At 67.0% G+C, this 13,454-nt stretch carries 9 protein-coding genes; 3 read left to right on the top strand and 6 right to left on the bottom strand.

The window, feature by feature from the left end; all coding sequences use genetic code 11:
• Positions 1-39: 39 nt before the first annotated feature.
• Entirely contained in the window at positions 40-1,293 is a 1,254-nt protein-coding gene (locus tag HNP47_RS15705; protein ID WP_184280300.1) for a cation:proton antiporter, read from the bottom strand.
• 747 nt (positions 1,294-2,040) lie between these two features.
• Positions 2,041-5,031: an isoleucine--tRNA ligase gene (ileS, locus tag HNP47_RS15700; protein ID WP_184280299.1), complete on the bottom strand. Its 2,991-nt coding sequence runs from the start codon at positions 5,029-5,031 to the stop codon at positions 2,041-2,043.
• Positions 5,032-5,347: 316 nt separating this feature from the next.
• Here ileS and HNP47_RS15695 point away from each other — a divergent pair, with 316 nt between their 5' ends.
• Entirely contained in the window at positions 5,348-6,244 is an 897-nt protein-coding gene (locus tag HNP47_RS15695) for a hypothetical protein (RefSeq protein WP_184280298.1), read from the top strand.
• A 128-nt stretch (positions 6,245-6,372) separates the two neighbouring features.
• Here the strand turns inward: HNP47_RS15695 and HNP47_RS15690 are convergent, their stop codons facing one another.
• The 4 genes from HNP47_RS15690 to hfaA form a co-directional block, all read right to left on the bottom strand.
• Positions 6,373-9,258 (bottom strand): pitrilysin family protein, encoded by a 2,886-nt coding sequence (locus tag HNP47_RS15690; RefSeq protein ID WP_184280297.1) that lies wholly within the window; start codon positions 9,256-9,258, stop codon positions 6,373-6,375.
• A gap of 110 nt (positions 9,259-9,368) precedes the next feature.
• Positions 9,369-10,628: a holdfast anchor protein HfaD gene (hfaD, locus tag HNP47_RS15685; protein WP_260394934.1), complete on the bottom strand. Its 1,260-nt coding sequence runs from the start codon at positions 10,626-10,628 to the stop codon at positions 9,369-9,371.
• Positions 10,555-11,571: a holdfast anchoring protein HfaB gene (gene hfaB / locus HNP47_RS15680; RefSeq protein ID WP_184280296.1), complete on the bottom strand. Its 1,017-nt coding sequence runs from the start codon at positions 11,569-11,571 to the stop codon at positions 10,555-10,557. The genes hfaD and hfaB overlap by 74 nt, the downstream gene beginning before the upstream one ends.
• A complete protein-coding gene (hfaA, locus tag HNP47_RS15675) occupies positions 11,568-12,008 on the bottom strand; it encodes a holdfast anchoring protein HfaA (RefSeq protein ID WP_184280295.1) in 441 nt (146 codons plus the stop codon). The genes hfaB and hfaA overlap by 4 nt, the downstream gene beginning before the upstream one ends.
• A gap of 119 nt (positions 12,009-12,127) precedes the next feature.
• On the opposite strand from hfaA, the gene HNP47_RS15670 reads away from it, so the two are divergent.
• Both HNP47_RS15670 and HNP47_RS15665 read left to right on the top strand, forming a co-directional pair.
• Positions 12,128-12,799, top strand: coding sequence for a rhomboid family intramembrane serine protease (locus HNP47_RS15670; protein ID WP_221415180.1), 672 nt, complete (start codon positions 12,128-12,130; stop codon positions 12,797-12,799).
• Positions 12,800-12,901: 102 nt separating this feature from the next.
• Positions 12,902-13,327, top strand: a complete 426-nt coding sequence (locus HNP47_RS15665) for a CBS domain-containing protein (RefSeq protein ID WP_184280294.1) — start codon at positions 12,902-12,904, stop codon at positions 13,325-13,327.
• Positions 13,328-13,454: the final 127 nt, after the last annotated feature.

Below are 13,454 nucleotides of genomic sequence, written 5' to 3'. Positions count from 1 at the left end.
AGCGGACGATAGCGGGCGGCGGGCGGCGCGGAAAGGGGCTCAGGGCGCCGCGACCGCATCCGTGATCGGGCCGTCCGCCGCTGCGGGTCGGATCGCGCCGGCTGTGGGCGGCTTCGGCCTTCCACCCATCCGGTCGGTGAACAGGAAGACGAAGGGGTTCAGCGAAATCGACAGCAGGGCGGCGGCCAGGATCAGGTCGTGGGTCTCGCGGCTCATGGCGCCCAGCGACACGCCGAGCGCGGCCAGGATGAAGGAGAACTCCCCGATCTGGGCCAGGGACGCTGCGACGGTGAATCCGGTCGGCCGATCCAGCTTGAACGTCTTGGTGATGACCAGGGCCGCGACCGACTTGCCGACGATGACGATGCCCAGCACGCCCAAGACCGCCCACGGCTGACGGACCACGATCATCGGGTCGAACAGCATGCCGACCGAAACGAAGAACAGCACGGCGAAGGCGTCGCGCAGCGGCAGGGACCGCTCGGCCGCGTTGTGACCCAGGGGCGAGGCGTTCATCACCAGACCGGCCAGGAAGGCGCCCAGCGCGAAGGAGTGGAACAGGAAATAGGCCAGCCAGGCGATGCCCAGGGCGATGGCGAGGACGCCCAGGGTGAAGAGCTCGCGCGACTTGGTGTGGGCGATGCGGATCAGCAGCCAGGGAATGACCTTGCCGCCGACGACCAGCATGCCGACGACGAACAACACGACCTTTAGCAGGGTCAGGCCGACGTCGGTCCCCAGCGCGGCGAGGTCCGTCTGGGTTCCGGCCGGAACCAGCACCATCGGCAGCATGACCAGGGCGATGACGATGACCAGATCCTCGACGATCAGCCAGCCCACGGCGATGCGGCCGATCTCGCCCTTGACCTGTTTGCGCTCTTCCAAAGCGCGCAGCAGAACCACCGTCGAAGCGACGGACAGGGCGAAGCCCATCAGCAGGGCTTCGACATCGCCCATGCCCAGCACGAACCGGCCGAGCCCCCAGCCCAGCACGGTGGCGACGCCGATCTGAACCAGGGCGCCGGGAATGGCGACCTTGCGGACCTGCATCAGGTCCTTGGGCGAGAAGTGCAGGCCGACGCCGAACATCAGCAGAATGACGCCGATCTCGGCCAGTTGCGGGGCCAGTTCGGTGTCGGCGACGAAGCCGCCCGTATAGGGGCCGACGATCACGCCCGCGACGAGATAGCCCACCAGGGGCGACAGTTTTAGCCGATGCGCCAGCATGCCGAACACGAAGGCGAGGACAAAGCCCCCGACCAGGGTGAGAATCAGGCTGTCGGCATGCGGCATCAGGGCTCCTGTGCGAGCGAAGGTGTGATTTGGGTAGGCTTTGCAGTTGGGGCGCGAGGGGCGGTTTGACAAGATGACGCAGTGTCGCGCGGGACGGAAAACGGCTCCGGCTTCGCGGCTATTTGCCTGCGAAGTCTGGAGGGCTGGGCGGAGCGCCGGGCCTTCGCCCGGAGTGTGATTAGAGATTACCGTTTCGACGAAGGGTATGACGCTCCGCGCGGAAGGTTGGCCTGCAAGCTCGGGGCGCCGAGCGGTGGCGGTCTTATCGCCTAACCCCATAAGCTTGCGACGGGCGGGTCGGAGCAGCGATCCCCGATCCCCGGTTCGACCGAGTATCCCCCTCGACCCTGCGACGCGACTGCGGACGCCGGGGCGATTGCCCGACCGATCAGCCCCGGCGCCGCGATGGGATTTCACCATCGCCCCCGTTCCCTCCGCTCCCGCCGCCGCAAGGTCGCAGGCCAGGCGGGCCCTCCATGCGACGAGACGGGGGCATTATGGGGCCGTGACCCCGTGGATGGGAGAACGGCGACATAAATCGACAAGCGGTTGAAATCGCTGCGGATGGACCAGCGGCATTGCGATGGCTGGGCATCGTCTCCTCCCCATTTCATGGGGAGGTGGCTCGAAGCGCAGCGGAGAGACGGAGGGGCTCTTCAGCGCATCTCGGCGCCTTTGAGACGTCAAGAACCCCTCCACCGCTTCGCGGTCCCCCTCCCCACGCGTGGGGAGGAGACTTTGGTGCGATCAGGCGTGCGTCTGGTCCCAGTACCGAACCGCATCGGCGTCGCGGGCCGAGAGGTCGGGATAGGCGGGGTCGGAGCCGACGTCGGGGACCCGGCGCCAGGAGCGGGCGCATTTCGGGTTGTCGGAGCGTCGCACTAGGGCGCCTATGCCTGCATGTTCAGGCAGTCTGAATGGCACTTCGGGACCTTGAGGGTCATCGCGAGTCAGCCTTGCGACACTGGCGATGCAGAAGTCTGCCATGAACTGGTCAGGATTCTCAGACCCTGCAACGTCTTGAACCAGTTGGATCAAAGCCGGGTCATCCAAGACGATGAGAACATCAGCATCGAGGCTGGATCCTATCATCTTGTCACGTCGTGCCAGTTCCAAACTACCTAGCACTACTTCGCGGATGGGAAGCAGGTTCTTGAGTTTGGTGTAGGCCGTTTCGTTCTCCCATTCTGCCGGAGTGTCGGGGATCACCCGGGCGCAGTTGGAGCCCGCATCCGGGAAGCGCGTGGTCCAGGCCTCTTCCATGGTGAAGGGCGTCAACGGGGCCAGCCAGGCGGTGAGGCGCATGAAGACTTCGTCCATCACCGTGCGGGCGGCGCGGCGACGCTGGCTGTCGGGGCGGTCGCAGTAGAGGGCGTCCTTGCGGATGTCGAAATACAGGGCCGACAGGTCGCCGGCGCAAAACTCCAGCACCGGACGGACGACGTCCTGGAAGCGGTATTCACCATAGGCCGTACGGACCTGAGCGTCCAACTCGTGCAGGCGGTGCAGGACGAACTTCTCAAGCGGCGGCATCTGGTCCAGCGGCAGGCGTTCGGCCTCGTCGAAATCTGCGAGGGCGCCCAGCAGGTAGCGGACGGTGTTCCTGAGCTTGCGATAGGCGTCGACCGTGGTCTGCAGAATCTGTTTGCCGATCCGCTGGTCGTCCGAATAGTCGACCAGGGCCACCCACAGACGCAGGATGTCGGCGCCGGATTCCTTGATGATGGTCAGGGGGTCGGTCGTATTGCCCTTGGACTTGGACATCTTCTCCCCCTTTTCATCGAGGGTGAAGCCGTGGGTCAGGACCGCCTTGAACGGGGCGCGGCCGCGCGTGCCGCAGCCTTCCAGCAGGGAAGACTGGAACCAGCCGCGGTGCTGGTCGGAGCCTTCCAGATAGAGGTCGGCGGGCCAGTGGGCGGGACGGTCGCCGGTGTAGCCGTTTTCCGGCAGGCGCGGGTCGAGCGTGAAGGCGTGGGTCGAGCCGGAATCGAACCAGACGTCCAGGATGTCCTCGACCTTTTCGTAGCGAGCCGGGTCGTGGGCGCCCAGGAAATCGCTGTCCGGCGCGGTGAACCAGATGTCGGCGCCATGTTCGGCGACGGCCGCGACGATGCGGGTGTCAACCTCGGGGTCATGCAGGGGCTGGCCCGTCTGTTTGTCGATGAACATGGCGAGCGGCGTGCCCCAGGCGCGCTGGCGGCTGACCAGCCAGTCGGGACGGCCCTCCACCATCGAGCGGATGCGGTTCTTGCCGGCGACGGGATGGAAAGCGGTGGCGTCGATGGCGTTCAGCGCCGTCTCGCGCAGGGTGTCGCCGCTCTTCAGGGGCTGGTCCATGCGGATGAACCACTGGGGTGTGTTGCGGAAGATGATCGGCGCCTTTGAGCGCCAGCTGTGCGGATAGGAGTGCTCCAGCCGACCGCGCGCCAACAGGTTGCCGGCCTCGATCAGCTTTTCCATCACCGCGCCGTTGGCCGGACCGAACTTGCCGGTCTTCTTGCCCTCGGTCTCCAGCACCTTCAGGCCTGCGAACAGGGGGACGCCGGGGTAGTAGGCGCCGTCGGGATCGACGGTGTCGGGCACCTCGTGATGACCATGGGCCTTCCAGACCTCGAAGTCGTCGGCGCCGTGGCCGGGCGCGGTGTGGACGAAGCCGGTGCCGGCGTCGTCGGTGACGTGGTCGCCGGCCAGCAGGGGCACGGAGAAACCGTAGCCGCTGTCGAGCGCTGCCAGCGGGTGCGCGGTCTCCAGGCCCGACGGATTGATGTCATAGACGCGGGTCCAGGCGGCGATCTTGGCGGCCTTGAACACCTCCTCGGCCAGCTTGTCGGCCAGGATCAGGCGGTCGCCGGGCTTGGCCCAGGGCGCGAACTCCAGGCCTTCCTCCATGGCCGTGACCTCATACAGGCCATAGGCGATCTCGGGGCCGTAGGAGATGGCGCGGTTGGCCGGGATGGTCCAGGGCGTGGTCGTCCAGATGACGATGGACGGGGTGCTGGAGCGGAAGGCCAGCAGGTCGTCGGGATGGTCGTCCGACATGGCCGTGACCGGGAACTTGACCCAGATCGTCGGACTGACGTGGTCGTGATACTCGATCTCGGCGTCGGCCAAAGCGGTGCGCTCGACCGGCGACCACATGACGGGCTTGGATCCGCGATAAAGCTGGCCCGAGTTCTTGAACTTGTGGAACTCGGCGACGATGGCGGCTTCAGAGGTGAAGTCCATGGTGGCGTAGCGGTTGGCGAAGTCGCCGACGATGCCCAGCCGGTGGAACTGGTCCTTTTGCAGGTCGATGTATTTGCCGGCGTATTCGCGGCAGGCGCGGCGGAACTCGTCCTTGGACACCTCGTCCTTGCGGCGGCCCTTGGCGCGGAACTGCTCCTCGATCTTCCACTCGATCGGCAGGCCGTGGCAGTCCCAGCCGGGGACGTAGTCGACATCGTAGCCCAAGAGGAACCGGCTGCGGACCACGAAATCCTTCAGCGTCTTGTTCAGGGCATGGCCGATGTGGATGTCGCCGTTGGCGTAGGGCGGGCCGTCGTGAAGGACGTAGAGGGGGGCGTTCTGCCTCTGGCGCTCGGCGCGCAGGGTCCCGTAGAGGTCGCCCCACTGTTCCAGAATGACCGGCTCCTTTTGGGGCAGGCCGCCGCGCATGGGGAAGGGCGTCTCGGGCAGGAAGACGGTGTCGCGATAGTCGCGGGCGGTGGATTCGGAGGTGTTTTCGGGGGCGTCGGCCATCGGTCGTCTCGGCGTCTTGAAAATTAGGTCGCTGTTCTCTTCGCCCTATCGCGCTTCGCGCTGCTTGAGGGCTTTCGATCCCGGCGTGCACGGGGCCATGCGGCCCAGAAGCGCTACGCCGGGCAGCTAATCGAAATCAGGCGAATGGAGACGCGGACGGTCATTGTGCGGGCGGTCTAGCAGACGGATGCGGCATTGCGCCATCCCGAAGCGCGCGCCGTATCAACGGAAACGAAAGGCTTTTGCGGTTTTGTGACGGGAGGATCGGCCGAAATCTTGTTCGGCCGACACGATATTCGCTTGGGAGTTCCCGCCGATGCGGCTGCGGATCACGAAATGGATGCTGGGCCTGGCGGCCGGTCTCGCCGTCTCGGCGGGCGCCGGAGCCGCGCTGGCGCAATGCACGTCCGGCTGTCAGCCGCCGCCCTGCACCTCGTGCGAGCCGCCGCCTCCGCCCGAGCCGCCCTCATGCGGGAATGGCGTGAACTGCGGCTCCAACGGCAACTGGAACGGCAACATCAACACCAACGTCAATGTGAACGTGAACCTTGGCGCGAGCGCCAATGCGAACGCGGGCGCCGGGGCCAACGCCAACGCGGGCGCGCGGTCCTATGTCAATGCGCGCGCCGGCGGGTTCTCGGGCAGCTTCGGCGGAGGCGGCGGCGCGGCCTATGTCAGCGTCGATCAACCCTATCCGACCACGATCCAGGGCCTGGCCGTCGAGGGCGTGATCGCCCAGACCGTGCGCACCCCCTACAGCGCCTTCCGCAGCATGATGAAGCGGGTCGTGATCCAGGCCGTCTGCATCGACGACCGCCAGGTGCCGCACCCCGCCTCGCAGGTGCGGCCGGACCGCGAGATCGCCGAAGGGTTCGAGGGCGAGCTGTATCGCTGCCTGTCGGGCACCTGGCTGCAGGCGACCATCGCCGACTACAACGGCGACATCAGCTTCGATCACGGCACGACCCTGACCTGCCGCAAGCATGAGGCGCTGTGGTACGGAACGGGCGGCAAGCTGGAATGCCGGCCCGAGAAGCCCGAGCGGGATTGCAACGAGCGTTCGCTGCTGCGTCGCTACGGCGCCGGGATCAAGATCCTGACGATGTATCGCGAAGAGGAATACACCGAATACCGTGAGGAGCAGGTCGAGAGCGCGACCGTGCTGACCGGGGTGATCACCCTGGACGGCGGCGTCGGCGGCCGGGTCTTCTGAACCGGACCTAAACACGCCCGTTCAGCCGCCGATCAGGCGGGACATGAGACAAGAGGACCGTCGGCTCTCCGTCGACGATCCTGACGACTGGCCCCGGTTCGCGAGAACCGGGGCCTTTTTCGTGGGCGTTACTGGGCCGCCGGTTGAGCGGTGACGGTGGCGCGCCAGGCGCTGTCGGCCTTCAGATACTGGCGAGCCAGGGCCTGAAGGTCGGCGGCGGTGACGGCTTCCAGGGTGGCGATCTGGTTGCGGGTCTGGTCCAGCGTCGCCGGATCGCTCTGGGCCTGCGACAGTTGGGTCAGCCAATAGCCATTGTCGGCCATGCTGCGACGGATGCGCTCGACGGCCGGGCGACGGGCGCGGTTCAGTTCATCCTCGCTGATCGGATTGTCGCGCAGGTCGGCGGCGATGGCGTCCACCGTCTCGAACAGCTTGGGCAGTGCGGCCGGCGGGGTTTCCGCAGTCACCGAGATGAAGCCGTAGCCCGGATAGTTGTCCGAGGCGGTCGAGCCGGCGCTGGGCGAATAGGCCAGGCCCTGCTTCTCACGGATTTCGTCGTTCAGGCGCAGTTGCAGCACGTCCGACAGGATCGACAGCTGACGCGCGGTCTTGCGATCTTCAACCTGGTCGGTGGTCGGCCAGGCGACGAAGCCCAGCGCCTGTTCGGCGGGTCCGGTGTGATACAGCTGGACCGGCGTAGCGGTCGGGGCCGGGAACTTGCGCACCGTCGAGCCCGCGGGCGGTGTGGGCGCCTCGCCGCGCGAGGGCAGGGCGCCGAAGGTCGAGCCGACGGCGGCGATGACCGCGTCAATATCAACATCGCCGACGACGGTGATCTCGACCGGACCCTGGGCCAGGGCCGAGCGAACGCCGGAACGGATGTCGTCGATCTGGATCGCGGCGATCTGTTCGGCGGTCGGGGTCGTCTCACGCGCGTCGCCGCTGGCCAGCAGGCCCGAGCCGTCGCGTTGGAAGACGCCGCGCGGCGTGGCGCCCAGCTGGGCCAGGATCTGCGGGAACATGGCCTTGGTCTGTTCGAACGAGGCGCCGCGCAGACCCGGATCAGTCAGATAGGCGGCCAGGACCTGAAGCTCCAGCTGGAGGTCGGCGGGCTTGGTGGCGCCGGCGAAGATATAGGCGTCGCCAGCCTGATTGACGGCGGCGCTGTAGGTGCGGCCGCTGAGCACGCGGTTCATTTCGTCCAGGCTGAGCTTGCCCAGACCGCCGGGGGCCAGGACGGTGCTGGCCATCGACAGGGGCGACAGGGTGTCGGCAGGCAGGCCCAGTTCGCCAAGACCGGTGCGGGCGCTGACCAGAATCTGATCGGCGCGGAAGTCCGTCTTCTTGATGTTCAGCAGCGTGCCGTTCGGGAAGCGGACCAGGGTCGCGCCCAGATCTGCGACTTCCGAACGGGCGGCGGGGACCGCCGGGGCGCCGAAGTCAGCATAGGGCCACTTCAGCTCGGCCTCGGCGGCGCGGGCCTGAACCGGGGTGTTGCGCGAGGCTTCCAGCGCAGCGGTGACGGCGGCCTCGCCGCCCTCGACCGGGACGGGCGAGCTGAACAGAAGCAGCGGGCCCTGGCCCTCGAACACCGTCTTGGTCGCCTGATTGACCTGGTCGACGGTCAGGCCTTCGACGGCCTTGTTGAACAGATCGAGGTTGGTCTGGGGCGCGCTGAAGACCTGGTCGTCGTTGACGGCGCCCAGAAGGCCGGTCGCCAAGGCCGGGGTCGAACGGGTCGCGGCCGATGCGACAGCGTTCTGAAGCGCGGTGCGGGTGTTGACGATTTCGCGCTGAAGCTCGGCGTCGCTGACGCCGTATTCGGCCAGGCGACGGCTTTCCTGTTCGACGCTTTCCAGCGCGCGCTGCCAGCCGCCGGGATTGAAGGCGACCGACAGGGTGCCGGCGTCCAGGCTGTCGAACAGCGACTGATAGCCGGCGCCGGCGCCGATGAAGGGCGGGTTGTCGGCGCGGGCGATCTCACCCAGGCGACGGTTCAGCACGGCCAGGCCCAGGCCGCGACGGACGTCGGCGGCGCGTTCGGCGGCCGTGTCGGGGCTGAGGTCCGGGGCCTTGATCCAGTTGATCTGGATCGAGGACTGGATGCCCGGCTCGACCAGGATGCTGGTCTGCGGTTGACGCGGGGCGACGGTTCCCAGGTCAGGCTCCGGACCATCGGCGGCGGTCGGCGTCCAGTTGCCGAAGGCGGCCCGGACCTTGGCCTCCATCGCATCCACGTCGAAGTCGCCCACGGCGATGAAGGTGGCGCGCGAGGGGCGATAGTAGGCGTCGTAGAAGTCGACGAAGCGCTGGCGCGGCGCGGTGCGGATGATGTCGAGGTCGCCGATGGGCAGGCGTTCCGACAGACGCTGGCCGGGCGCCAGAAGGCCGAGCTGGGTCTTCAGCACGCGCAGTTGCGGCGTGTCGCGGGTCCGTTCTTCGCCGACGATGACGCCGCGTTCGGAATCGATGGCGTCCGGCGCCATCAGGGCCGCCGACATCATCTCGCGCAGGATGTGCAGGCTGGGATCGACCGTCTCGTCCTTGGTGTTGGGCAACTCCAGCATATAGGCGGTCTGGTCGAAGCTGGTGAAGGCGTTGGTGTCGGCGCCGAAGGCCAGACCCAGGCGCTCCAGAATGCGCAGCATCTCGTTCTCCGGCACGTCCTTGGTGCCGTTGAAGGCCATGTGCTCCATGAAGTGAGCCAGACCCTTCTGATCGTCGCGCTCCATCAGCGAGCCGGCGTCGATGCGCAGGCGGAAGGAGGCCTGGCCCGGAGGCGTCGCATTGTGCAGCAGGGCGTAGCGCATGCCGTTGGGCAGCAGGCCGTAACGGACGGCCGGATCGGCGGGGATGTCGCTGGCGGCCTGGGCCCAGGGGGCGGACGGCGCGACCTGACCGGCGGCGGCCGCAGCGGGCGGCGCGGTTTGGGCGAGAGCAGGGGCGGCGAACGCCCCGGTGGTCAGGGCCAGTCCCGAAACGGCGACAAGCAGCAGATGACGCGCAGAACGCATGATATCACTCCGAAACCGCAACCCCCGATGGCGCGATGTCGGACGTGTAAAGGGTGCTTGCCTTCGCCACAAGCGGGGCTGGCAAACCTTACCGACTTGTCATGTTCGGATCAGCCGCCGGGGCGGCTGATGTAGAAGCTGGCGCTGTTGCCGACGGCGTTGGCGCCGACAACGGCGGTGCGTCCGGACGAGACCGTGGCGTTGGTGGTCGCGGTGACATTGCCGCTGTTGGTCTGGTTGTTGTTGACGTTGACGTCGCCGCCGCACTGGGAACAGGCATAGCCCGTCACCGCATTGCCGACCGCGTCGGAGCCGACATAGGCGTCATAGCCGTTGACGCCGACATAGGTTGCGTTGGCCTCGACCCCGCCGGTGTTCAGCTGGGTGTTGTCCAGCTTCAGATAGATGTCGTTGTTGCCGGCGACCGTCTCGTTGGCGACGCTGCGGGCCGCCAGAACCGTCTGGCCCTGGAGATTGGTCTGGACGCGGGCGTCGGCGCGGACGCGGCCGGCGTTGGCTTGGTCCGTCTGGATCAGCATGGAGCCGCCGGCGTTGGCGGTGATCGCCTGGTTGGCTCCGGCGTTGGCGCCGACCGTCAGGTCCCAGCCGTTGTCGACATAGACGTCGGTGCGCGCCTCGGTCGTCGAGGCGGCGTTCGATTGGCGAATGCCCAGATCCTGGTGCGAGGCGCCGGTCGTATTGGTCTGGACCGCATTGGCGACGGCCTGGGACGAGAAGGTGGCAGGCGCGGGGATGTATTGAACGTCGGCGACGGTCTCGGCGAAGACGGTGGTCTGGGCCCTCTGGTCGATGACGCCGGTCAGGGATGAGGAGGGGCCGCCCAGGGCGACGGTGTTGGCGACGGCGGTGCTGGTGGCGAAACCACCCTGCAGAACGCGGCCGTTCGGCGCCTGAACATAGGTGCCCGCCTCGACCCGGTCGCCGGTCGCGGACTGGCTCGAGTCCACGGCGAAGGTCGCGCGATCGGTGGTGACGCCGAGATAGTTGCCGCGCGCGGTCGTATCGACGCTGAGCTGACCGTCGGCCTCTCCGTTCACGACCACATTGCTGCGGGCCACCGTGGCGCCGGTCATCGACTGGCGCGAGATCAGGCCGGCGGAGGCGGCCGTGACCCCGCCCGCGAGCGCATTGCCCTGGGCGTTTGTACTGACGGTCAACTGATCGAGGGACAGGTCGATGTCCACCAGGCCGGTGACGTCGCCGGTCTGGGTCTGGGTGCTGGAGCAGGTTTCGCCGGCTTGCGGATCGCAGGCCGGCGTCTGCTGCGCGCTCGCCTCAGTGGCGAGTGCGGCGAACGTCGCCGTCGCGGCCATCATGCCAACGAGACGGATCGGCACGGGTCTGGCCATTGTTGGTGTCCTGAGTGGGATAGGCCGGATAATAGCCGCCGGTCGGGCCGACCGTGGAATCGCCGAGCGGGTCATTGGCGGGGTTCAGGCAGATTTCGGGGCCGGGGGCGCCATAGAGGTTGGCCATGAACTCGACCGTGGCCCGTTCGACCAGGGCGCGGACGGCCAGCTGCGTCGGCTCCATCCCGCCGGTGCCGGCCGAGATGTCGAAGACATTGCCGTTCAGGAAGTCGAACACGCCGGCCGAGATTTCGCGGCCGATGATCTGCTTCTGATAGGAGACGACATCGACGACCTCCAGCGTGGTCGTCTGGACCAGGCGCAGGTCCATGGCGATGTTCATCACATAGACGCGGTGATTGACGATGCCCGAGCCGGGACGGTTGCTGTCGACCTCGCCGCCGGCGATGTCGAAGCCGCCTGAGCGGATGTTGTAGTTCACCTCGGTGATGCCGCCGACCACATAGAAGTCGGAGCCCGGCACCTGACCCGCCAGGATGCGGCGGTATTGCGTGTCTTCGGGGCCCTTGGCGTCGGGGGCCTGGTCGCCGATCAGCTTGTTGTTGGCGTAGCGCAGCTCAAGCTCGGACACCGAGGTGTCGTAGCGTTCGACGATGCGGGCGCCGGCCTTGGCCAGCGCCGAGTTCGCCATCAGGGACGCGCCGCCGGTGATCTGGCGACCGCCGTCGGACGACACTGTGCCGGTGTAGTCGCTGATCCGGCCGACAGCCATGCGCGGCGAAGGCAGGTTGTAGCGACGCGCGTAGTCGGCCAGGCAATAGAGCGCGGCGGAATAGGGTGTCGGGTTGGCGGTCACCGGGGCATTGCCGATCGGCGTCGCATATTGACCCGACGGACCCGCGACCGGGCTGACGCAGCCGGCGAGCAGAAGGGCGACGGCCGAGACGGCGGCGGCCCCCTTGATGAGATGACGGCGGCTCATGGCAGGTTGATGTTCCCGTTCAGGGCCGTACCGGCGTTGATGGCGCCGGTGTTGGTCTGGGTCGAGTTGACGATGACGGTGTTGCGGCTGCCCTGGACCACCACGTTCAGCTGATTGCCGATGGCGGTGGAGCCGCCGATGGTCGTGCCGCCGTTGCTGGAGGCGCCTGCGCCGGCATAGGCCGAGGCCGCGCCGCCGGACTGGCTGGAATAGGATGAGGCGCCGGACTGGATTATGCCGTTGACGATCAGCCGATTGCCGTTGGCGTCACGCGTATAGCCGGTCGCGGCCGTATTGGCGGCCGTACGCGCACCGCCATAGCCTTGCTGGAAGCGCGCTGCGCCGCCCGAACCCGTCGACTGCGCCATCGCCGGCACGCTTGCAGCGGCGGCGAAGGCCATGACGGCGGTGGATACAAACAGCCTCTTGGCGGGCATTCCAGGGTTCCTCGCGCACAAACGGACGCCGGACCACGAGCGTGATCCGCACCCCAACCTGCATTAAGGTTATTAAGAAGCGCTTGATGTGACGCAGGTCACTGAGCATTTGTGGCGTCATGTCAGACGCATCCGGTCGATTCGATCCGCCGAACAGCCGCCCGGCGCGAGAGCCGATGTTCAACGTGCCGCTGGTCGTGCTGTTGATCGCGGCGTCGATGCCGACACTCTATTTCTTCCAGCGCGACCTGCCCGACATGGGCATGAGCATGGCCTTCGCGCCCATTGATCTGGAGCAGGGGCGATGGGGCGGGCTGGTGACGGCCATGCTGCTGCACGGCGGCTGGACCCACGCCATCATGAATGCGGTGGCCGCGCTGGCGTTCGGGACGCCGGTGGCGCGGCTGTTCGGGACCAAGGTTGGTCCGACGGTCTTTCTGCTCTTCTATCTGGTGTGCGGCGTGTTGGCGTCGCTGGGCTATGGACTGATCCACTGGGGATCCAGCGAGCCGATGGTCGGTGCGTCCGGCGCCGTCTTCGGCCTGATCGGGGCCGCGACACGGCTGCTGGGCGGACAGGGCAGGGTGCTGCCGATGGGCGATCGCCGCGTGATCGGCGCGGCCATCACCTGGATGGCGGTCAACGCCGTGACCGGAATGATAGGCGGTCTGCCCGGCGCCGAGGGAGCGAGGATCGCCTGGGAAGCGCATGCGGTCGGGTTCGTCGTCGGCTTTCTGGCCATCGGTCCCTTGGGGCGGATGTTCGGAAGGGGCGCCGCGCCTGATCGCTGAGAAGCGTTGATTCCGGACGGGGGCTGAGCGATCATCGCTCCCTGAGCGGCCCTGTCGCCATTCCGGCCCTGCGGTCGTCTCTTATAGAGAGAAGGGACCGCGATGTTCGTCGCCGAAATCCTCAAGACCAAGGGAAACGCCGTCTTCTCGATCGCGCCGGATCTGACGGTGACGCAGGCGTGCGCAGAACTGGAGCAGAAGCGGGTAGGGGCGTTGGTCGTTTGTGACGGCGACCAAGTGGTCGGGGTGTTTTCAGAACGCGATGTGGTCAAGGCCTTGGCGGCCGACGGCGCCGATGCGCTGGACCGTCCGGTCGCCGACTATATGACGGCCAAGGTGATCTATGCCGAACCGGCCGAGGAGATGTCGGCCTTGATGACCCGCATGACCGATCGGCGCATCCGGCATCTGCCGGTCATGCAGGGGGATCGTCTGGTCGGCGTCATCTCCATCGGCGACGTGGTGAAGTGCCAGATCGCCGAGCACGCCCATGAGGCCGAGAGCTTGCGGACCTATATTGCAGGCTGAGAGGGGCGCGCGCCGTTTGCCGATTCCGGTTTTGCGAGAAACTTCCCCTTGTTGGTCAGAATCCGCTTGCTGACAAAGTTGGTGGTCCGTATAGAGCCGCCTCGCTCGGAAACGGGCCGGCCGGCGG

Source organism: Brevundimonas vesicularis, assembly GCF_014204545.1.
Lineage (GTDB): Bacteria > Pseudomonadota > Alphaproteobacteria > Caulobacterales > Caulobacteraceae > Brevundimonas > Brevundimonas vesicularis_B.
Note: the sequence above shows the minus strand (reverse complement) of the source record. Positions and strands in the feature narration are given on the sequence as shown.